At 67.2% G+C, this 19,866-nt stretch carries 18 protein-coding genes; 11 read left to right on the top strand and 7 right to left on the bottom strand.

Annotation, left to right across the window (positions count from 1 at the left end):
* Positions 1 to 57 precede the first annotated feature (57 nt).
* Positions 58 to 1,347, top strand: coding sequence for an MFS transporter (locus ACI2KI_RS02475; RefSeq protein WP_404617448.1), 1,290 nt, complete (start codon positions 58 to 60; stop codon positions 1,345 to 1,347).
* 3 nt (positions 1,348 to 1,350) lie between these two features.
* On the opposite strand, the gene ACI2KI_RS02470 is transcribed toward ACI2KI_RS02475, so the two are convergent.
* Genes ACI2KI_RS02470 through ACI2KI_RS02460 form a run of 3 tightly spaced genes read right to left on the bottom strand, consistent with a single transcriptional unit; the run spans position 1,351 to position 4,462 of the window.
* The gene (locus tag ACI2KI_RS02470; RefSeq protein WP_404617446.1) at positions 1,351 to 2,163 is read right to left on the bottom strand and encodes a TrmH family RNA methyltransferase; all 813 of its coding nucleotides are present in this window, start codon (positions 2,161 to 2,163) and stop codon (positions 1,351 to 1,353) included.
* Positions 2,163 to 3,074, bottom strand: a complete 912-nt coding sequence (locus tag ACI2KI_RS02465; RefSeq protein ID WP_404618915.1) for a class I SAM-dependent methyltransferase — start codon at positions 3,072 to 3,074, stop codon at positions 2,163 to 2,165. The genes ACI2KI_RS02470 and ACI2KI_RS02465 overlap by 1 nt, the downstream gene beginning before the upstream one ends.
* Positions 3,075 to 3,091: 17 nt before the next feature.
* On the bottom strand, positions 3,092 to 4,462 hold the full coding sequence (locus ACI2KI_RS02460) for a glycosyltransferase (protein WP_404617444.1): 1,371 nt from the start codon (positions 4,460 to 4,462) through the stop codon (positions 3,092 to 3,094).
* A gap of 103 nt (positions 4,463 to 4,565) precedes the next feature.
* On the opposite strand from ACI2KI_RS02460, the gene ACI2KI_RS02455 reads away from it, so the two are divergent.
* Genes ACI2KI_RS02455 through ACI2KI_RS02440 form a run of 4 tightly spaced genes read left to right on the top strand, consistent with a single transcriptional unit; the run spans position 4,566 to position 7,787 of the window.
* A complete protein-coding gene (locus ACI2KI_RS02455; protein WP_404617442.1) occupies positions 4,566 to 5,255 on the top strand; it encodes a TetR/AcrR family transcriptional regulator in 690 nt (229 codons plus the stop codon).
* Positions 5,252 to 6,046 carry an ABC transporter substrate-binding protein gene (locus ACI2KI_RS02450; protein ID WP_404617440.1) on the top strand — a complete coding sequence of 265 codons (795 nt, stop codon included), beginning with the start codon at positions 5,252 to 5,254 and terminating at the stop codon, positions 6,044 to 6,046. The genes ACI2KI_RS02455 and ACI2KI_RS02450 overlap by 4 nt, the downstream gene beginning before the upstream one ends.
* Positions 6,043 to 7,032 carry a FecCD family ABC transporter permease gene (locus ACI2KI_RS02445; protein WP_404617437.1) on the top strand — a complete coding sequence of 330 codons (990 nt, stop codon included), beginning with the start codon at positions 6,043 to 6,045 and terminating at the stop codon, positions 7,030 to 7,032. Before ACI2KI_RS02450 ends, ACI2KI_RS02445 begins: the two co-directional genes overlap by 4 nt.
* Positions 7,029 to 7,787: an ABC transporter ATP-binding protein gene (locus ACI2KI_RS02440; RefSeq protein ID WP_404617435.1), complete on the top strand. Its 759-nt coding sequence runs from the start codon at positions 7,029 to 7,031 to the stop codon at positions 7,785 to 7,787. The genes ACI2KI_RS02445 and ACI2KI_RS02440 overlap by 4 nt, the downstream gene beginning before the upstream one ends.
* Here ACI2KI_RS02440 and ACI2KI_RS02435 read toward each other — a convergent pair.
* Positions 7,784 to 9,814 (bottom strand): transglycosylase SLT domain-containing protein, encoded by a 2,031-nt coding sequence (locus ACI2KI_RS02435; protein ID WP_404617433.1) that lies wholly within the window; start codon positions 9,812 to 9,814, stop codon positions 7,784 to 7,786. The two genes, ACI2KI_RS02440 and ACI2KI_RS02435, sit on opposite strands and share 4 nt — an antisense overlap.
* 119 nt (positions 9,815 to 9,933) lie before the next feature.
* On the opposite strand from ACI2KI_RS02435, the gene dapA reads away from it, so the two are divergent.
* The 4 genes from dapA to prfB all read left to right on the top strand — a co-directional run bounded on the left by dapA (position 9,934) and on the right by prfB (position 15,018).
* Complete coding sequence (gene dapA / locus ACI2KI_RS02430) at positions 9,934 to 10,818, top strand: 4-hydroxy-tetrahydrodipicolinate synthase (RefSeq protein ID WP_404617431.1); 885 nt, start codon at positions 9,934 to 9,936, stop codon at positions 10,816 to 10,818.
* Entirely contained in the window at positions 10,818 to 11,285 is a 468-nt protein-coding gene (smpB, locus tag ACI2KI_RS02425; RefSeq protein ID WP_105563368.1) for an SsrA-binding protein SmpB, read from the top strand. Before dapA ends, smpB begins: the two co-directional genes overlap by 1 nt.
* A 103-nt stretch (positions 11,286 to 11,388) precedes the next feature.
* Positions 11,389 to 13,773, top strand: coding sequence for a penicillin-binding protein 1A (locus tag ACI2KI_RS02420; protein ID WP_404618913.1), 2,385 nt, complete (start codon positions 11,389 to 11,391; stop codon positions 13,771 to 13,773).
* A 128-nt stretch (positions 13,774 to 13,901) separates the two neighbouring features.
* Positions 13,902 to 15,018, top strand: a protein-coding gene (gene prfB / locus ACI2KI_RS02415) for a peptide chain release factor 2 (protein WP_404617429.1) whose coding sequence is annotated in 2 segments (ribosomal slippage) — positions 13,902 to 13,970 and positions 13,972 to 15,018 — 1,116 coding nt in all. Because the reading frame shifts where the segments join, the coding sequence is not laid out codon by codon here.
* A gap of 50 nt (positions 15,019 to 15,068) precedes the next feature.
* Here the strand turns inward: prfB and ACI2KI_RS02410 are convergent.
* From ACI2KI_RS02410 to tyrS, 3 genes are all read right to left on the bottom strand, one after another.
* The gene (locus tag ACI2KI_RS02410; RefSeq protein WP_404617427.1) at positions 15,069 to 15,626 is read right to left on the bottom strand and encodes a polymer-forming cytoskeletal protein; all 558 of its coding nucleotides are present in this window, start codon (positions 15,624 to 15,626) and stop codon (positions 15,069 to 15,071) included.
* Between the two features lie 114 nt (positions 15,627 to 15,740).
* The gene (locus tag ACI2KI_RS02405; protein WP_404617425.1) at positions 15,741 to 16,208 is read right to left on the bottom strand and encodes a peroxiredoxin; all 468 of its coding nucleotides are present in this window, start codon (positions 16,206 to 16,208) and stop codon (positions 15,741 to 15,743) included.
* 12 nt (positions 16,209 to 16,220) lie between these two features.
* Positions 16,221 to 17,477 (bottom strand): tyrosine--tRNA ligase, encoded by a 1,257-nt coding sequence (tyrS, locus tag ACI2KI_RS02400; protein WP_404617423.1) that lies wholly within the window; start codon positions 17,475 to 17,477, stop codon positions 16,221 to 16,223.
* 182 nt (positions 17,478 to 17,659) lie between these two features.
* On the opposite strand from tyrS, the gene ACI2KI_RS02395 reads away from it, so the two are divergent.
* Both ACI2KI_RS02395 and ACI2KI_RS02390 read left to right on the top strand, forming a co-directional pair.
* Complete coding sequence (locus tag ACI2KI_RS02395) at positions 17,660 to 18,802, top strand: anhydro-N-acetylmuramic acid kinase (protein WP_404617421.1); 1,143 nt, start codon at positions 17,660 to 17,662, stop codon at positions 18,800 to 18,802.
* 5 nt (positions 18,803 to 18,807) lie between these two features.
* Positions 18,808 to 19,758, top strand: coding sequence for a DMT family transporter (locus tag ACI2KI_RS02390; RefSeq protein WP_404617419.1), 951 nt, complete (start codon positions 18,808 to 18,810; stop codon positions 19,756 to 19,758).
* Positions 19,759 to 19,866: the final 108 nt, after the last annotated feature.

Raw genomic sequence — 19,866 nt, 5'->3', positions numbered from 1 at the left:
CCTTGACGATAGCGCGCGACGCGGCGCAATGACCGTGCAGCAATGCAAGGATTTCGCGTGGTCGACGCTAAACTCTCACCGCCCATCGCCTCCAAACGTAGAATTCTGTTCGCCAGCCTGATCGGCACCACGATCGAGTTCTTTGACTTCTACATCTACGCGACGGCGGCGGTGCTGGTGTTTCCGGCCCTGTTCTTCCCCGGGGAGGACGCGACGACGGCCATGCTGTCGTCCTTCGCCACCCTCTCCATCGCCTTCTTCGCGCGGCCGGTCGGGGCGGTCGTCTTCGGCCATTTCGGCGACAAGGTGGGGCGCAAGGCGACCCTGGTCGCGGCCCTCATGACCATGGGGCTGTCGACGGTGGCGATCGGCCTGCTGCCGACCTGGCATTCGGTGGGCGTTATCGCGCCCCTGCTGCTGGCCCTGTGCCGGTTCGGTCAGGGCCTGGGTCTGGGCGGCGAGTGGGGCGGGGCGGTGCTGCTGGCGACCGAGAACGCGCCTCCGGGCAAGAAGGCATGGTACGGTATGTTCCCGCAGCTGGGCGCGCCGATCGGCTTCATCCTGTCGACCCTGAGCTTCATCATTCTGACGGCGACCCTGCCGAACGAGCAGTTCCTGAGCTGGGGCTGGCGCATTCCCTTCATCGCCAGCTCACTGCTGGTCTTCGTCGGCCTGTGGGTTCGGCTGCGCATCACCGAAACGCCCGAGTTCAAGAAGACCATCGACAAGGCCGAGCGCGTCGAGACGCCGATCTTGACCCTGCTGGCGCGGCACAAGTTCGCCCTGCTCACCGGAACGCTGGCGGGGATGGCGACCTTTGTCCTGTTTTACCTGATGACCGTCTTCGCCCTGGGCTGGGGCACGACGGCCATGGGCTATACCCGCGAGCAGTTCCTGCCCATCCAGTTGCTGGGCGTCTGCTTCTTCGGTCTTTTCATCCCGCTGGCGGCGCTGGCGGCGGATCGCTGGGGGCAGGGGCGGACGTTGCTGGCGACGTCAATCGCCATCGCCCTGTTCGGCCTGGTGCTGGCGCCCCTGTTCGGCAGCGGCGGGCTGGCCGGAGTGGTGGCCTTCTTCATCATCGGCTTCAGCCTGATGGGCTGCACCTATGGCCCGCTGGGCGCGGCCTTGGCGCGGCCCTTCCCGACGGAGGTGCGTTATACCGGGGCGTCGATGACCTTCAATCTGGCGGGGATTCTCGGCGCATCGCTGGCGCCCTTCGCGGCGACCTGGCTGGCGGGCCGGTACGGCCTGCAGGCGGTCGGCGTCTACTTGGCCGTCGCCGCCGTCCTGACCATCCTGGCCCTGCTGGGCATGAATCGGATCAGGACAGACGGCGAGGCGTAAGCCCTAGATGTCAGTGCCGTAGGCTGCATCAGTTACGGCATAGACCATGATGCCGGTGGCGATAGCCAGGTTCAGGCTGTCGGCCCGGCCGCGCATGGGAATCTTGACGTTCAGGTCACAGGCGGCGGCCAGTTCATCGGTCAGCCCGGCCTGTTCGTTGCCCATCATGATCAGGGCCGGATGCCGGACGGGGCTGTCGCGATAGCCGTGTTTCGCATCCAAACGGGTGCCGATGACGCTGCCCGGCCACTTGGCGCGCCAGGCCAGGAATTCCTCACGCGTTGCCTTGCTGATGGAGACGGCGAAGACCGAGCCCATGGTGGCGCGCACGGCCTCGACCGAGAAGGGATCGACACAGTCGCCGATCAGGATGACGCCGCCGCAGCCGGCGGAATCCGCCGTGCGGATGATGGTGCCCAGGTTGCCCGGATCGCGCACCTGCTCCAGCGCCACCCAGCAGGGCTTGGCCTCGGGCTGGATGGCGTCCAGCGGCGTATAGACCTGCTCGAACACGCCCAGCACGGTCTGCGGATTGTCGCGGCGGCTGATCTTTTCGAGGATGGCGTGGGTGACGACTATGATCTGACCGCCGGCCCTGACCGTCTCGGCCTTGGCGCGATCCAGCAGGGGGTGAGGGCGAGCTTCGTCGCCGACCAGCAGCATGACCGGAGCGCGGCCCTGATCCAGGGCTTCGCCGATGAATTTCAGGCCCTCGGCCAGGAAACGGCCGGTCAGGTCGCGTTCCTTGCGCATGTGCAGGGCGCGGACCGACTTGATGGTGTCGTTGGTCAGGGAGGTGATTACGCGCTCGTACATCAGGCGCGACCCCCATCTTTACTCCAACGGGCGAAGAACGACAGGCCGATGGCGCGGGCGTCCTTGCCATCCTCGGACAGCGCCAGTTCACCCCAGTCGATGCGCCCGCCGCGATCATGCGTCGCCTCGGCCATCATGTGCGCCAGCGACAGGCCCGAAATTCGTGCCGCATAGGCGTTCAGCAACAGGAAAGAGGCGTCGTCGGACAGCAGGGCCGCGCAGTCCTTCAACAGATCCGGCATGTCCTCGAACAGGCGCCAGACCTCGCCATTGGCGCCGCGTCCGTATTTCGGCGGGTCCAGGATGATGCCGTCGTACTTCGAACCGCGACGAACCTCGCGCGCCACGAACTTGCGGGCGTCCTCGACGATCCAGCGGATCGGGCGGTCGGACAGGCCCGACAGCTCGGCGTTCTCACGGGCATAGGCGACCGACTTCTTGGAGGCATCGACGTGGGTGACGTGGGCGCCCGCCGCCGAACAGGCCAGGCTGGCCACGCCGGTGTAGCCGAACAGGTTCAGGATCCTGGGTTGCTGCAGCGTCCGGACGCGCGCGTCCAGCCAATCCCAGTTGGCTGCCTGCTCGGGGAAGAAGGCCAGGTGACGGAAGGGGGTGAAGCGCCCCATGAAACGCACGTCGCGCCATTTCAGGGGAAAGGCGTCGATCGGGCCGTGCTGGTCGAAGCGCCAGCGGCCGGAATCCTCTTCCTCCTGCTGCGGGTCGAACATGGCGTTGGCCTGCTCGAAGGCGGTTTCGTGGTGGGCCTTCCAGAAACATTGAGGCTCGGGGCGAACGACGGTGTAGCGGCCATACCGCTCCAGCTTGCGACCGTCGCCGCTGTCGATCAGGGCGTAGTCCGACCAGCCTCGCGTGACGAGGGTTTCGGGCGTGGAGGAGAGAACGGGAGCCATGTGCGGCTGATAGGCGGTCAAGCGGCAGCTCGTCCAGCGCTCACGGCGTCATTGGTGTTTTCATTGGGCGATACATCGGGAGCATGAGGGGTCTTGTCCCAACGATGAGGTTCGGTAATCAGGCGATAGGTTGCGTGCACGAAGGCCAGACTGAGCAGGCACCAGTAGGCTGGCGCCGCCGCCATTTCCCTCGGTCCATAGCGGACTCCAGCGCGGCGGGCGCCGGCTAGCTTGGCCAGCCATGCAGTGGCCAAGCCGGCGATAAGCACGCTCATGCCCAGGGGCGGCGCGGGCGGTAGCTTACCGCACACGACCGATGTGAGCGCCACCGCGCCGATCCAGGCGATGGAAGCGGCATGAATGGCCGCTGAGGCGCAGCCAGCGCCGAGGGTCAGTCCCAGGGCGGACCAACCGCGCCAGCCCATTCCGGCAAAGCTGCGAGTATGAACAGCCAGCGTCTGCAGGTGCCCCTTTAGCCAGCGCGTCCGTTGCGGCAACCAGAGCCGCAAGGCGCCGGGCGGCGTTTCATAGGTAGGGCGCTCTAGCATCCCCATCCGTCCTCCTGAGCGCCAGATGCGGAAACCCAGGTCGGCGTCCTCCGTAACATTCCACGCGTCCCAGCCGCCGAGCGCAAGAAGGGCCGAAGCGCGAAAGTGGTTGCTGGTGCCGCCCAAAGGGAAGGGTAAACCCAGAGCCGTCATGGCGGGCAGCGTGACTTCAAAGAGCGCCGCGTACTCCGCCGCGAATTGCGCGTCCAGGAAGGGTGAGGCGCTATGCCGCTTGTCTCGCCGCTGGATGCGGAGCGGCGCCTGTAAGCAGACCAGGTCGTCGCCCTCGGCGGCAAATCGAGCCGCAGCTTCCTTGAGCTGGAGCGGGTCGGGATCGTCCTCGGCGTCATAGATGGTCACCAGATCGCCTTGGGCGACCGAGAGGGCGTAATTCAGGGCGCGGGGCTTGGTCTTCGGCGAGCCGGGCGGGACGATCAGCACTGTCAGCCATTCCGGGCGGTCGGCGGCGAGGGCCGCGGCGATGCTGGCGCTGTCGTCGGCTTCCAGCGCGAGAAAGCCCTCCAGTCGATCAGAAGGGTAGTCGATCCGGCTGAGCCGTTCGACAAGCTGGGGCAGAACCGCAGCTTCGTCATAGAGGGCGGCGATGACTGTGTAGCGCGGCCATGAGAGGGGCGCGGGATCGTTGCGTCCAGCCGGGCGACGGGTCAACAAGGTCACAAGTCGCCATCCTGCCACCACTAAAAAGCCAAGCTGAATGGCGGTCAGAAGGGTGGGGCCGACATAAGGGGAAGCGAAGATACTGATCGTCACCCCCGCAACCAGAGCAGGCAGGGCGACAAGCTGCGTGCGCGAAAGGGTGATCCGCGCGGCGGAGGCCAAGTGGCCGTGCTTCGTGCTCGTTGACGCGCCGTGCATACGAGAAGCCCCCAAGACCCGTTGCAAGCGAGAAGTGTTAAGATCGTTGTTCTTTGAGGGCAAGCGATTGGCGGACTCAGCCATTCCAGCTATTCAAGCGGGGATCCCAGCCATGGAGTCTGGATTGCCCGGTTCATTGCTCCCCACGCCCCGATCAGCGCGCAAGCCCAAGGGTGAAGGCTATGCGCGACGCGCGGAAATCCTGGCTGCGGCGGAGCGCATTTTTGTCGAGCATGGTTATGAGGGGGCGACTATCCGCAAGATCGCGGATGAGGTCGGCTTGTCATCGACGGCGCTCTACATGCACTTCCCTGACAAGGCCGCGATCCTGCACGAAATTTGTCGCGGCGCCTTCGAAACTCTGATCGCGACCCATGAAGGGATCACGGCGGAACCGGCGCCTGCCGATGTTCGGTTACGGAGGATGATCGAAGGGTATGTGCGCTTCGGCTTCGACAACCCGAACGCTTATCGCCTGACCTATCTCACTCGGCCGGTTGAGGCGCGCGAGGGCGCCGAGACGGTGGCGCAGGAGACGGGCTTCGAACTGTTTCGGTCCTTTACGTCTGTGGTGGAGGAGGCGGTGGCCACCGGGCGAATGAAGGGCGATCCGCGCGCCATCGCCCAGGTGATCTGGGCCAGCGGGCACGGCATTGTTTCCCTTATGATCACCAAGCCCTATTTTGATTGGGTGGATCGCGATGAACTGGTCCGCGTCCAGATGGACGCTCTGTTCGCGGGGCTGCTCCAATCGTGATTCAGACGCGCGCCGTCCTCATGGGGCTGGTGATGTTGCTGCCGGGTGTCGCGGAGGCGCGGCCGTTGCGGGTGCTGTCGCTGGACCAGTGCGCGGATCAGTATGTGCTGGCCCTGGCGCCCGAGGCGACGCTGGCCTTGTCGTCGCGGGCGGACGACCCGGATTCCTGGATGCGGCAGGCGGCGCGGGGACGCCCGCGAGTTCGACCGACGCTGGAGGCGGTCGTCGGCTTTCAGCCCGACGTGGTAGTCCGCTACTGGGGCGGCGAGCCGCGCCTTCTGGCGGCGCTGGAAAAGCGCGGGACGCGTGTGCTGGCCGTCAATGACGCGACCGACATGGACGGCGTTCGCCAAAACCTGAAGGTTGTCTCGCACGGCTTGGGACAGGAAGCGCGGGGTGCGGCCCTGATCGCCCATATGGATCGGCGGCTGGCCCAGGCGGCGGGCGCGGGGCGAGGCCGAGAGGCCGTCTATGTCACGCCCGGCGGCTATACGACCGGGTCCGGGTCGCTGATCGATTCCATCCTGAAGGCGGCGGGGTTCCGCAACGGCGTGACCGCTCCGGGCTATCAGCCGCTGGGGATCGAGAAGATCGCCCTGAGCCCGCCGGTCCTGTTCGTGCGGGGCTTCTTCCAGCAATGGCGGGCGGACTGGCGTGGACCGGGACGGCATCCAGTGGTGGCGCGCGCGGCCAAGGGACGGACGGTGGCTGATTTGCCGGCTTCGACGCTGAGCTGTCCTGCCTGGTTCGCGGCTGACGCGGCGGCCTTGCTGGCGGAGGCCGCGCGATGAACAGACATTTGGGCCTGAACCTAGGATTGTCGGCGGCCATCCTGCTGGCATTGGTCGGGGCGGTGTTGCTGGGAGAGACGACGCTGTCGGCCGCCCAGTATGGGCAGGCCCTGGTCGATCCCGCCTCGGGGCCGGGCGAGGTGCTGTGGCAGGTGCGGGCGCCGCGCGCGGTTTGCGCCCTGATGGTCGGGGCGGCGCTGGGGCTGGCGGGGGCGGTGCTGCAAGGCCTGTTGCGGAACCCGCTGGCCGATCCTGGCGTGCTGGGCGTGTCGGCCACGGCGGCGCTGGGCGCGGCGGGAGCTATCGTGCTGGGGGCTGCGGCCATTCCCGGACTGGTCGAGGGCGCGGCCCTGATCGGGGCGGCGCTGGCGGGTCTGTTGCTGGTCGCCCTCGCCGCCAGGGTGCGAGCGCCCGAGGCGCTGATCCTGTTCGGGGTTGCGCTGTCGAGTTTTGCGGGGGCTTTGACCGCCCTGATCTTCAACTTGTCGCCGTCGCCGATCGCCTCGGCCGAGGTGATGAACTGGCTGTTGGGTTCGGTACAGAACCGCAGCTGGATCGACGTTGCTTGGGTCGCGCCGGCGCTGGTCGTAGCTGCTCTTTTTGCTGCGCAGGCGTCGCCGGGCCTACGGATGCTGACGCTCGGCGAGGAAGCGGCGCGGACCTCGGGCCTGTCGATGGGGCGGATGCGGGTTCTGGCCCTGATCGCCTCGGCGGTCGCGGCGGGGGCGGCGGTGGCCGTAGCGGGGGTGATCGGCTTTGTCGGTCTGGCGGCGCCGCATCTCGTGCGGGCGGCCGTGCGCGGCGATCCGGGAAGATTGCTGCTGCCTTCTGCGCTGACCGGCGGGTTGATCTTGGTGCTGGCCGATCTGGCGGCGCGGCTGACGCCGACGGATCAGGAACTGAAGCTGGGCGTGTTCACGGCCCTGGTCGGGGCCCCGCTGTTCGCCCTGATCGCATGGCGCGCGGCGCGGGAGTGGCGGCTGTGAGCGCCTTGCTGGAACTGGACAGCGTGACGGCGCGCATGGGGGCGGCGAGGGTCCTGAACGGGGTCAGCCTGTCGGTGGCGGCAGGCGAACTGGTGGCCCTGTGCGGGCCGAACGGGGCGGGCAAGTCCAGCGCCATTCGGGTGGGCCTGGGCCTGACGCCCTTGCAAGCCGGCGTTGCGAAGCTGGGCGGTGAAGATGTGCGCCGGCTATCCGAGCGGGAGCGCGCGGCGCGGGCGGCCTATCTGCCGCAGGAACGGCAGATCGCCTGGAATCTGCCGGCCCTTGAGGTGGCGGCGCTGGGCGCGCCTTTCCTTTCGGGGGATGCGGCGCTCGAACGGGCGCGCGCGGCGTTGGACGAAGTCGGGGCTGGGCATCTGGCCGAACGCGGAGTGGCCGAGATGTCGGGCGGCGAGCGGGCGCGAGTCCTGCTGGCTCGGGCCCTGGTGGTTCAAGCCCCGCTGTTGCTGGCGGACGAGCCCATCGCCGGGCTGGATCCTGATGCTCAGCTTCTGGTGCTGGAGCGGCTAAGAGCGCGAGCCGATGCGGGCGGGGGTGTGCTGGTCAGCCTGCACGACCTGACGCTGGCGGCGCGGATCGCGGATCGCGTGGTGGTGCTGGAGGCGGGACGGGTGGTCGCGGATGCGGCGCCGGTCGAGGCTCTGTCGCCAGCGGTGCTGCGTGCGGCCTTCCATCTGGACGGGGTCTGGATCGAGGCGCCGGACGGGCCGCTGCTGGCGGCCCGTCGCTTGGCTTAAGGCTGGTAAGCGCGCGGGCCGCTATTGGGCGGCGTGCCGCGCGCTAGGTCGGCGGAGGGCGTCAGCGGGGCGGAACCGCCGTTCAGGCGGGCGCGATAGACCTGCATGTTCTCCATCACCCGCATCATGTAGTTGCGCGTCTCGGTGAAGGGGGCGCACTCGATGAAGTCGATGGGGTCGACCTGTTGGCTGCGGGGGTCGCCGCAACGGGCCACCCACTGCGGCGGGCGGGCGGGACCGGCGTTGTAGCCGACCGTAGCCAGGAGCGGCGAACCGCCGAAGTTGTTGATCAGCTCGCCGAGGTGATAGCTGCCCAGGCGCATGTTGGCGTCCGGGTCCCACAGCTGTTCGGACGAGAAGCCGATGCCCATGCGGCGGGCCACGCCCTGACCGGTGGCGGGCAGAAGCTGCATCATGCCGCGCGCGTCGGCGTGCGAACGGGCCAGGGGATCGAAGCTGGATTCCTGACGGGTGATGGCCAGGGTGAACTCCAGCGGCGCGGCGCCCGAGGTCTGGGGCGGCATGCGGACCGGATACATGCGCTCGGGCATGACGAAGCCGCGCTGGCTGGCGGCGCGACCCACCATCATGGAGCCGAACTGGTCGCCGTAACCCTGCATCAGGTCGAACAACTGGGTCAGGTCGTAGGGCGAGGGCAGGGTGTCGTCGAGGTGATAGGCGAAGACCCGCAGCAGGGTCTTTTCGCCCGCCGCGCCCAGGATGCGGGTGGCGCGCACGACCTCATTGCCCTCGAAGCGGTTGACGTCCTCAGGCGTGGGGGCGGGCTCGCCCGGCAGGGTCAGGGTGGTGATCCCGGCCTTTTCGGCGGCGAGTTGGCCGTAGAAGGTCTGCCAGTGCTCGGCGCCCGCCTTGTACCAGGCTTGCGCGCCCTGACGATCGCCGCGCGCCTCGGCGGCGCGTCCCAGCCAGTAGAGGGCCCGGCCCTGGGTGATCGGGGTCGAGGAGCTGTTGCGCAGAATCTCGAAATGCTGGGCGGCGGCGGCCGGATCGTTCAGCTTGGTCAGGGCGACCCAGCCGGCGAAGAACTCGGCGTCCACCTTGCGCTCGCCCGACGGGAAGCCGTGGCCGTTCATGGCGGCGTAGGCGGCACGGGCATTGCCCTGTTGAAGAGCGTCCAGGAAGTAGTTGCGGCGCTCGCTCCACAGCGTGTCCTGGCCTTCCTTGTGCGAGGGCGCGGCCGGCAGGGCGGACAGGAGGGGGAAGGCCTCGGACTGACGACCGGCCGAGCGCAGCAGGCGGACGCGCTCCAGCACCACGGCCGGGTCGTTGGCGACGGCGGGGCTGAGGCCCGCGACGAGGGCGTCGGGCGAATAGGCGTTGCGCAAGGCCATGGCGGCGCTGGCGACGGCCTGGCGGTCGGAGGGGACCATGGCGGTCATGGCGCGGGTCGCCGGCCCGTGCGGGCCAAGCAACAGCATGTTCAGGCGCGCGACGTGGTCGTCGGTATTGAACCATCCGCCCCAGCGGTTGGCGATGACGGATTGTTGCGCTTCTTCGAAGGAGCGGTTGCGCCACCAGTCGCGGATCAAGACCTGGGCCTCGCGACGCTGTCCCTTTTGCTCCAGTGCGCCAGCCAGGGCGATAGCGCCCTCGGCGGTCGTGGGCTCGGAGCCGTTGAAGAAGGCGATGATCGCGTCGGGCGAGGCGTTGGCCAGGTTCAGCGCGCGTTCGCCCGCGGCCCGGCGCGAATCACCCCGCGGCCAGTTGGCGAGGTCGGTCTGGGCCCGGGCCAGATCGACGTAGGAAAGCTGCTTATCCGAGGTATCGACCAGGGCCCATTCGACCAGCTTCTTCGCCGTGGGGTCGGAAATGCGGCTCATGATCGACTGCGTGCCGATTACGTCGCGGGCGCGAGCCGAGGCCAGGCCTTGCTGGAACAGGGCCATGTCCTGGCCGCTGATGACGCCATTCTGGCTGGAGGCGTAGGGCGCGGGCGTGCTGTTCAGCACGTCCTGGGTCGGCGGAGTCAGAATCGCCAGGGCGGCGGCCACGGTCGTCGCGATCATCAGATGTCCGATCCTCATTCATCTCTGGTTGCGGCCAGGCGGCGAGCAACCTACGCTCCCTGCCTCTTCAAAAGGGCGGCACGCCGCCGCTCGAAACACCGCGCAGGTAACTTGTTTCAATGACCGCCCCCTTGTTCAAGGGCGTGATCACCGCCTTGATCACACCTCTTCGTGACGGAAACGTGGACGAAGGGGCTTTTGAAAAACTCCTGGAACGTCAGATCGCCGCTGGCGTCCACGGCGTCGTCCCGGTCGGAACGACCGGCGAAAGCGCTACCCTGAAGATGGACGAGCACAAGCGTGTCATCGAGCAGTGCGTCCAGATCGCGGCGGGCCGTGTGCGCGTCATCGCCGGCGCTGGATCGAACGCCACGCATGAGGCCATCGAGCTGTCGGCCTGCGCCAAGGAAGTCGGCGCCGACGCGACCCTGGTGGTGACGCCCTATTACAACAAGCCGTCGCAGGAAGGCATGATCGCCCACTTCGAGGCGATCTCCGACGCCGTGCAGATTCCCATGGTCCTGTACAACGTGCCCAGCCGTTGCGGCGTCGATCTGTCCAACGAGGCGGTCGCTCATCTGGCGAAAAATCCGAACATCGTCGGCATCAAGGACGCCACAGGCGACATATCGCGGGTCAACTGGATGCGCCGTCATATCGATGGTCCGTTCGACCTGATCAGCGGCGATGACACCACCTGGCTGGGCTATGCCGCGAGCGGCGGCGTGGGCGTGATCTCGGTTACTTCCAACGTCGCGCCGGAAGCCATGGTGGCCATGTATGACGCGGTCGCGGCCGGCGACTTCGCCACGGCGCGGGCCTGGCAGGACCGTCTGATCGACCTGCACAAGGGGTTGTTCCTTGATAACTCGCCGTCCCCGGCCAAGTACGCCCTGGCCAAGCTGGGTCTGTGCAGCGAAGAGGTCCGCCTGCCGCTGTCCCTGACCCGTGACGCCGTGAAGCCCGCCATTGATCGAGCCATGGCGGAGGCCGGAGTCGGTTGATGGCTGCTGATGCGCCCAAGAAGGTGATCGCCGAGAACCGGCGCGCGCGCTTCGACTACTTCCTTGAGGATTACATCGAGGCCGGGATCCAGTTGCTGGGCACCGAGATCAAGGCGCTGCGCGACGGTCGAGCCAACATCGCCGAAAGCTATGCGGCGGTGGAGGGACGCGAGATCGTTCTGATCAACTCGGACATTCCGCCCTACAAGCAGGCCAACCGGTTCAACCACGAGCCGCGCCGCCACCGGAAGCTGCTGCTGCACCGCAAGCAGATCGACAAGCTGATCGGCGCCGTCCAGCGCGATGGACGCACGATCATTCCGGTCCGCCTGTACCTGAACGAAAAGGGCAAGGCCAAGCTCGAGATCGCCCTGGCCAAGGGCAAGAAGCTGCACGACAAGCGCGAGGCCTCGGCCGAACGCGACTGGCAGCGCGACAAGGCTCGCCTGCTGCGCGACAAGGGCTGAGTTTGCGGTTCCGCTTTGCGGCGCGGCCGACGCGCGATAAACGACAATTCCTGGGGCGCGTCTTGCGGAGTTCACGGTGAAGATAGCCGAACGCTGGTTCGTGATGGCGGGCGTCGCCTTGCTGGCGGGCATCGCCGTGGCCGGGCTGGTCGTGGCCATCTATGCGGCCTGGGTCCTGCACGACATGCCCGATGCATCGGAACTGGCGGATTACCGTCCGGCGACAGCGACGCGCGTTTTCGCCGGCGACGGCACCCTGATCGGCGAGTTCTCGGACGAGCGGCGCATCTACGTCACCTATGAACAGGTGCCGGAACAGGTGATCCATGCCTTCCTGGCGGCCGAAGACAGCCACTTCTTCCAGCACGGCGGCATCGACGTGTCCGGCATCGGCCGGGCCATGTTCAAGAATGTCTTCAACGTCCTGTCTGGGCGGCGGCTTGAAGGCGGTTCGACCATCACCCAGCAGGTGGCCAAGAACGTCCTGCTGACCAACGAATCCAGCCTGAACCGCAAGCTGAAAGAGGCCATCCTCTCCAGCCGCCTGGAAGCGACGCTGACCAAGGAACAGATCCTCGAGCTGTATCTGAACGAGATCTACCTGGGCTATCGCTCCTATGGCGTGGCTTCGGCCGCCTATAACTATTTCGGCAAGTCGCTGAATCAGCTGACGCCGGACGAGGCGGCCTTCCTTGCGGCCCTGCCCAAAGGTCCGAACAACTATAATCCGAAACGCCACCCTGAGGCCGCCAAGGGCCGGCGCGACTGGGTTCTGGGCGAGATGGCCGACAACAGGTGGCTGACCCAGGAGGAGCTGGCCGCCGCCCTGGCCCGTCCGCTGAATACCCGCGCCGCACCACGCCGCGCCGAATACGCCGACGCAGACTTCTTCGTCGAGGAAGCCCGCCGCCGCGCCATCGGTCTGTTCGGGCAGGAAGAGGTCAACCGCGGCGGCTACTACATGCGCACGACGCTGGACCCGCAGCTGCAGTCCGCCGCACGCGAAGCCTTGATGAACGGGCTCGAGAATTATGACCGTCGCCATGGCTGGCGCGGCGCCTGGGGCACGACCGACTTCGCCGAAGGCTGGCAGGCCGAGGCGCTGAAGAAGAACACGCCGCCCGAGCGCCGCACTTGGCAGGCCGCCGCTGTCGAAAACGTCGTCGGCAACAATGTTCGCGTTCGCACGGCGAAGGACGACCGCACGGGCTCGCTGATCGTTTCCGACGCGGCCTGGGCCAACGCCAATAGACCTCTAAAGCGCGGCGATCTGATCTTTGTCGAACCGCGCGGCGGCCAGTTCGCCCTGAAGCAGGTGCCGGCGGTGAACGGCGCCCTGGTGGCCATCGAGCCCCAGTCAGGTCGCGTCCTGGCTATGGTCGGGGGCTATTCCTACGCATTGTCCAGCTTCAACCGCGCGACCCAGGCCCGTCGTCAGCCGGGATCGGCCTACAAGCCCTTCGTCTATGCGGCGGCGCTGGAGGGGGACTTCACGCCGGCCTCGATCGTCCTGGATGCGCCGATCAGCTTCCCCGGCGGCGCCAACGGCGGCCGCTGGACGCCCGAGAACTATAGCCGTCAGTACTATGGTCCGCAGACCCTGCGTCGCGGTCTGGAGCTGTCGCGCAACGTGATGACCGTGCGCCTGGCCCAGGCGGTCGGCATGAAGAACATCGTCGACCTGTCCAAGAAGATGGGCGTGGTCGATGACATGTCGCCGAACCTCGCGATGTCGCTGGGGGCGGGGGAGACGACGCCCTATCGCATCACCGCCGCCTACGCTGCCTTCGTAAATGGCGGTCGCCGGGTCGATCCCTATCTGATCGAAATGGTGCAGGATAGGAACGGTCAGACCATTCACCGTGCCGACCGTCGTCAGTGCCGCGACTGCAGCCGCGGCTTTAGCGGCCAGGAATCGCCGCGCCTGCCTGATCGCGGGGCGCAGGTCATCGACCCGATCACCGCCTATCAGGTCAGCTCCATGCTGGAAGGCGTCATCCAGCGCGGTACTGGCGCCAGCGCGCGCGGACTGGGTCCCTGGGTCGGCGGCAAGACCGGCACGACCAACGAATATCGCTCGGCCTGGTTCGTCGGCTTCTCCAGCGACATCGTGGTCGGCGTCTTCGTCGGCTTCGACGACAACCGCTCGCTGGGCGGCGGCGAGGCCGGGGCGGCGACCGCCGTGCCGATCTTCACCGACTTCATGCAGGTCGCCCTGAAGGAACGGCCGGCGCGGCCCTTCGTCCGACCCAAGAACGCCGTCTTCCGCACGGTCAACGGCATTGAGGAAGCCTTCCGTCCCGGCACCGAGCGTCAGATCCGCGAGGAGGCCCCACGTCCCGTTCAGCCGGTCGGACCGCAGAACTATTACGACGTGATCCGCCGCGAACAGGAGGCTGCGCAAGCCCCGGCGACGCCGCCGCCCGCAGCCGTCGCGCCCCCGCCGCCGAAGAAGCAGCCGGCAGAGGACTTGAGCGGACTCTACTGAGGCTCTAGTTAGACCTACCAACCGGCGCGCCTGTCCGCAGGCGCGCCGGTTATTTTGTTGCTTTCCCTATCGGTCCGCACGCGGTGCGGCCCTGCTTGAGGGAAGGCGTTCGTTCGCAGGAGTTTGCGATGAGACCGGATGTCGAGGCCATGAAGGCCGACATCGAGCAGAGCGTCGCTCTGCTCAGGAGGCGACTTTGACTGGGATGTCGCTCTAAGAAAGCTCGATGAGCTGAATGCACGGGTCGAGGATCCGACCCTGTGGGACAACCCGGAACAGGCTCAGGCTGTCAGCCGCGATCGCTCGCGTCTGGAAGCCCAGATCAACAGCGTCCGTGCGCTGGAGAATGATCTGGAAGAAGGCGTCATGCTGGCCGACATGGCCGATGAGGAAGGCGATGAAGCCACCCTCGAAGACGCCCGCGAACAACTGCGCGGCGTCAAGGATCGCGCCGCCCGCGCCGAGCTGGAAGCCCTGCTGTCCGGTGAGGCCGACGGCAACGACGCCTATCTGGAAGTGAACTCCGGCGCCGGCGGCACCGAGTCCAACGACTGGGCGGGCATGTTGCTGCGCATGTACACGCGCTGGGCCAAGGCCCACGGCTATGAGGTCACGATCGAGGCGCACGAAGAGGGCGAACAGGCCGGGGTCAAGTCGGCCACCGTCCTGATCGAAGGTCCCAACGCCTATGGCTGGCTGAAGTCGGAGTCGGGCGTGCACCGTCTGGTCCGCATCAGCCCCTATGATGCGGCAGCCAAGCGGCACACCAGCTTCGCCTCGATCGGCGTGTCGCCGGTCGTGGACGACACCATCGAGATCGACATCAACCCGTCCGACGTGCGCACCGACACCTATCGCGCGTCCGGCGCTGGCGGCCAGCACATCAACAAGACGGACTCGGCCGTTCGCCTGACCCACGTTCCGACCAATACCGTCGTGGCTTGTCAGGCCGGACGCTCTCAGCACCAGAACCGCGACATGGCGTGGAAGATGCTGCGCGCCCGCCTGTACGAGCTGGAACTGCAGAAGCGTGAGGCGGCCGCCCAGGCCCTGGCGGACGCCAAGACCGACATCGGCTGGGGTCACCAGATCCGATCCTACGTCCTGCAGCCCTATCAGATGGTCAAGGACCTGCGCACCGAGGTCGAGACCTCGGACACGCAGGGGGTTCTGGACGGCGATCTGGACCAGTTCATGGGCGCAGCCCTGGCGGCCCGAGTCGGCGAGACCCGCGACGGGAACTAAAAAAGGGGCGGCCCATCGGCCGCCCCTTTTCATTTGCGCGAAGCGCCGGATCAGGCGGCGGGCTTGGCCTCGACCTTGTCCGTCTTGGCGTTGGCGGCGGCGGGCTTTTCGGCCGGCGTCGGCGCATCCAGCATATTGGCGCCCGGCGTGTCGCGCTTGGCCTGGGTGCAGCGACCCTGGAACCAGGCGCCTTGCTCGATCGAAAGCTGCTCCTGGGTGATGTCGCCCTCGATGCGAGCGGTGGCGAACAGCTTGACCTGCTTGGCGACAATGGCGCCCGAGACGCGACCGCGCACTTCCAGAATATCAGCGTGGACAGTGCCCTCGACCGAGCCGCCTTCGCCGATGGTCACGCGCACGACGCGGATGTCGCCCTTCAGCGAGCCGTCGACCTGAAGCTCGCCGGCGCCCGAGATATTGCCCTCGTATTTCACGCCAGCCGACAGGGTCGACAGGCTGGACGAGCGCGAAGCCGCTGGGCGCGAAGGCTCAGGCGCGCGCGGCGCAGCGGCCGGCGAGGGCGTGGCGGCGGGCGTCGGATCAGGCGCGGGCGGGATACCCAAGCCGCTGGACGGGCCGTTGTCGAAGGGTTTGCTCTTGTTGAACATGGTGCGCTCCGCATCTCGCCAGCAAGGCCGGCCTAATCCTACTGTAGCCCCTTGGCGGGCAGTTAGGATCAGGTCGGCGAGAGAGGCAAGCTTGGCCTCAGAGCATTCCGTCGATCAGAGTTTCTGGGCCGCTTCCAGCACCTGCTCCGCGTGGCCCTTGACCTTGACGCTGCGCCAGACGTGGCGAACCACGCCCGCGCCGTCGATCAGGAAGGTGGCGCGTTCGACGCCCATGTATTCCCGGCCATAGAGCTTCTTCATGATCCACGTGCCGTAGGCCTCGCAGACTACGCCGTCCTCGTCGGAGCCCAGCACAACCTTGAGGTCATGCTTGGCCTTGAAGCGGTCCAGCTTTTTCACCGCATCCCGCGAGACGCCGATGACAACGGCGTTCACCGCCGCGAATTGTTCGGCCAGAGCCGAGAAGTCCAGGCCTTCCGTCGTGCAGCCGGGTGTGTCGGCCTTGGGATAGAAGTAGAGGACGACCGAGCGGCCTTTCAGCCCGTCCAGCGTGACGCGGCCGCCGCCATCGGTGGCGAGATCGAACGCGGGGGCGGCCTGGCCTTCGGTGATGTCGATCATCCTCTTTGCTCCTTAGACCGGCTTGACCAGCACGATCTTCTTCTTGCCGGCGGCCAGCTTCAGCACGCCGTCGGCGTTGACGTCGGCCTCTTCGATCAGCCGCGCGCCATCAGCGATGGCTTCGTCGTTCAGACGCAGTCCGCCCCCCTGCGCCAGGCGACGCGCCTCGCCGTTGGACGTGGTCAGACCAGCCTTGGTCACGACGGCGGCGATCATGGCGCCGATCACCTCATCCTTCGGCAGTTCGACTGTCGGCAGGTCGGCCGAGAGCTGGCCCTTCTCGAAGGCGGCCTCGGCGGCGGCGCGGGCGGCCTGAGCCGCTTCCGAGCCGTGCAGCATGGAGGTGGCGGCGTCGGCCAGGGCCTTCTTGGCCTCGTTGATCCCGGCGCCTTCCATGGCTTCGTAGAGAGCGATCTGGTCTAGCGGCAGATCGGTGAACAGACGCATGAAGCGGCCGACGTCGGCGTCCTCGGCGTTGCGCCAGAACTGCCAGTAGTCGTAGGGGCTCAGTTGTTCGGCGTTCAGCCAGACGGCGCCTTGCGCCGTCTTGCCCATCTTGCCGCCCGAGGCCGTGGTCAGCAGGGGGGTTGTCAGGCCGAACGACGATTTCTGGTCCACGCGACGCACCAGATCGACGCCCGAGGTGATGTTGCCCCACTGGTCCGATCCGCCCATCTGCAGCGTCACGTTCAGCGAGCGGTTCAGCTCCAGGAAGTCCACCGACTGCATCAGCATGTAGTTGAACTCGAGGAAGGTCATCGGCTGCTCGCGCTCGAGGCGCAGCTTGACCGAGTCGAAAGTCAGCATCCGGTTGACCGTGAAATGCGTGCCGTAGTCGCGCAGGAACTCGACGTAGCCGAACTTCGACAGCCATTCGTCGTTGTCGACCATGACGGCGTCAGACGGGCCGTCGCCAAAGGTCAGGAACTTCTCGAACACGGTCTTGATCGAGGCGATGTTGGCCTTGATCGTCTCGTCGGTCAGTTGCGGGCGCGAGGCGTCCTTGCCGGTCGGGTCGCCGACCTTGGTGGTGCCGCCGCCCATCAGGACGACGGGCTTGTGCCCGGCCTGCTGCAGACGGCGCAGCATCATGATCTGGATCAGGCTGCCGACGTGCAGCGACGGCGCCGTGGCGTCGAAGCCGATGTAGGCCGTCACGATCCCGTTCGAGGCGGCCTCGTCCAGTTCCACCGGGTGGGTCACCTGGTGGATGTAGCCGCGCGATTGCAGGGTCTTGAGGAAGTCGGACTTGAAGGCTTGGTCGGTCATGGACGGCTCCGTAGCAGGGATGCCGGCGGCCGTCTTCCTTTCGGGAAGTCGCACCGCCAGCGAAGGCGGCACGAGATCGCGGCCGCTCGCTAGCTCAGCGAACGGTAATACAGGCCGGAAATGGCGCGGGCGGCGATCATGGGCGCTAGCTACGGCGTGCGCGACGTGGCAGTCAACCCGCCATGACGATCTCTTCCTCGACAAAAACCCTTCGCGTGCTCGGCTTCATGACCGGCACCTCGCTCGACGCCGTGGACATGGCGGTGATCGAAACGGACGGCGAAAACATCATCAGCTTCGGCCCAGCCGGCGAGATGAAGCTGGACGCCGAGACGCGCGCCATCATCGAGGACGCCATCGAGGACGCCCTGGACTGGGAGCGCGACGAGGAAGAGCCCGACAGCTTCGAGGACGCCCGCATGGCGGTGGCCGACGCCCATCTGGCGGCAGCGCTCGGCTTCATGGCGGTGAACGGGGTCAAGGCTAGTTCGCTGGACCTGGTCGGTGTGCATGGCCAGACGGTTCTGCACGAGGCGCCGACGCCGGAGCTGCCGGGGCGCACCGTGCAATTGATCGACGCATTGAGCGTGGCCGAGGGGCTAGGCGTGCGCACGGCCTATGATTTTCGCAGCGCCGATGTGGCGGCGGGCGGGCAGGGGGCGCCGCTGGCCCCGGTCTATCACGCGGCCTTGGTCCGGAAGGCGGGTCTGAGCGGGCCGATTGCGGTGCTGAACCTGGGCGGGGTGGGAAACATCACCCTGATCCGCGCCGACGGCGGGCTGGAAGCCTTCGACACCGGCCCGGCCAACGGCATGGTGGACCTGCTGGTCCAGTCGCGCGGCAAGAAGCGCATGGACGAGGGCGGTAAGCTGGCGGCGGCGGGGACGGTCGATCAGGCCATTCTGGACGCCTATCTGGCCCATCCCTACTTCGCATCAACCGGACCGAAGTCGCTGGACCGGTTCGATTTCTCGCTGGACCCGGTGGCGGGTCTGTCGCTGGAAGATGCGGCGGCGACGCTGACGGCCTTTGCGGCAGAGGCCGCGGCGCTGGGCGTGGCGCGCTGCTCTGAACGGCCGACCAAGGTCGTGGCCTGCGGCGGCGGGCGGCATAATCCGGTCCTGCTGGCGGCGATCCGCGACCGGGCGGGCGTGCCGGTCACGACCGCCGAGGACGAGGGTTGGCGTGGGGACTCGATCGAGGCCGAAGCCTTCGCCTTTCTCGCCGCTCGCTGCCTGGTGCGCCTGCCGATCAGCTTCCCCGGCACAACCGGCGTGGCTGAACCGATGACCGGCGGCCGCATCGTGGAGCCGGGCGACCAGTGAGCCTGATGCAGTCCCGGCGCGTCTGGGGCGTGGCCAGCGGCATGGCGGCCGGCGCCCTGTGGGGGTTGGTCTTTCTGGCGCCCCAGGTGGCGCCCGAAGCCTCGCCCATGATGCTGACGGCGGGGCGCTATCTCGCCTACGGCCTGATCGCCGCCCTGCTGATCGCCCCGCGCTGGCGGCGAGTGGCGGCGGCTCTGGATATGAAGGCGTGGCGGGCGCTGGCCTGGCTGAGTCTGGCCGGCAACATCATCTATTTCGTCTTCCTGGTGGTCAGCGTCCATTTCGCGGGCGTCGGGGCCTCGGCCCTGATCGTCGGCATGGTGCCGGTCGTGGTCGCTTTGTGGGGGCTGAAGGACAAGGATTCGCCGCCGCTGGCGCGGGTGGCGCCGTCCATCGCGGTCGCGGCCCTGGCGGTCGGCCTGATCGGCTGGGAATCTTTGAGCCAAACCGGCAACGCGGTCCATGACGGGGTTCAGACACTGATCGGCCTGGCCTGTGCTCTAGCCGCCCTGCTGTCCTGGTCGGCCTTTGCGGTCGGCAATAGCCGTTGGATGGGGCGACTGCCGGAGGTCTCGCCGCATGACTGGTCGCTGCTGACCGGGGTGGTGACGGGCGGGTTCGCCCTGCTGCTGGCCGTTCCGGCGGTTCTGACCATGGGTGCCTGGTCCGGCGAGGCCTGGGTGCGCTTCCTCGGCGTCAGCTTGGGCGTCGCCGTCTTCGCCTCCATCATCGGCAACGCCTTCTGGAACCAGGCCAGCCGTCTTCTGCCGCTGACCATGCTGGGCCAGATGATCGTGTCCGAGACCCTGTTCGCCTTCCTCTATGGCTTCCTGTGGGAAGGGCGCGGTCCGACCATTATCGAGATCGTGGCCATGATCCTGATGGTGGCCAGCGTCGTCTGGTGCGTGCGCGCGCATCGCCCGGCGGCGGTCGCTGCGGCGGAAGGGGAACACTAGGTCGCAGCCGGGCGGCTGAACGACCTCGCCATTTCCGCGTTGCCTTGTCAGCGGACCGGGCCCCTCTGGCGACCCCGTGGGAGATGATGGTCGTGATGTCGGGCCGCG

Origin of the sequence: Brevundimonas sp. NPDC046655, from assembly GCF_044901625.1 — a bacterium.
Taxonomy (GTDB): domain Bacteria; phylum Pseudomonadota; class Alphaproteobacteria; order Caulobacterales; family Caulobacteraceae; genus Brevundimonas.
This window is presented reverse-complemented; position numbering and strand designations above follow the sequence as displayed.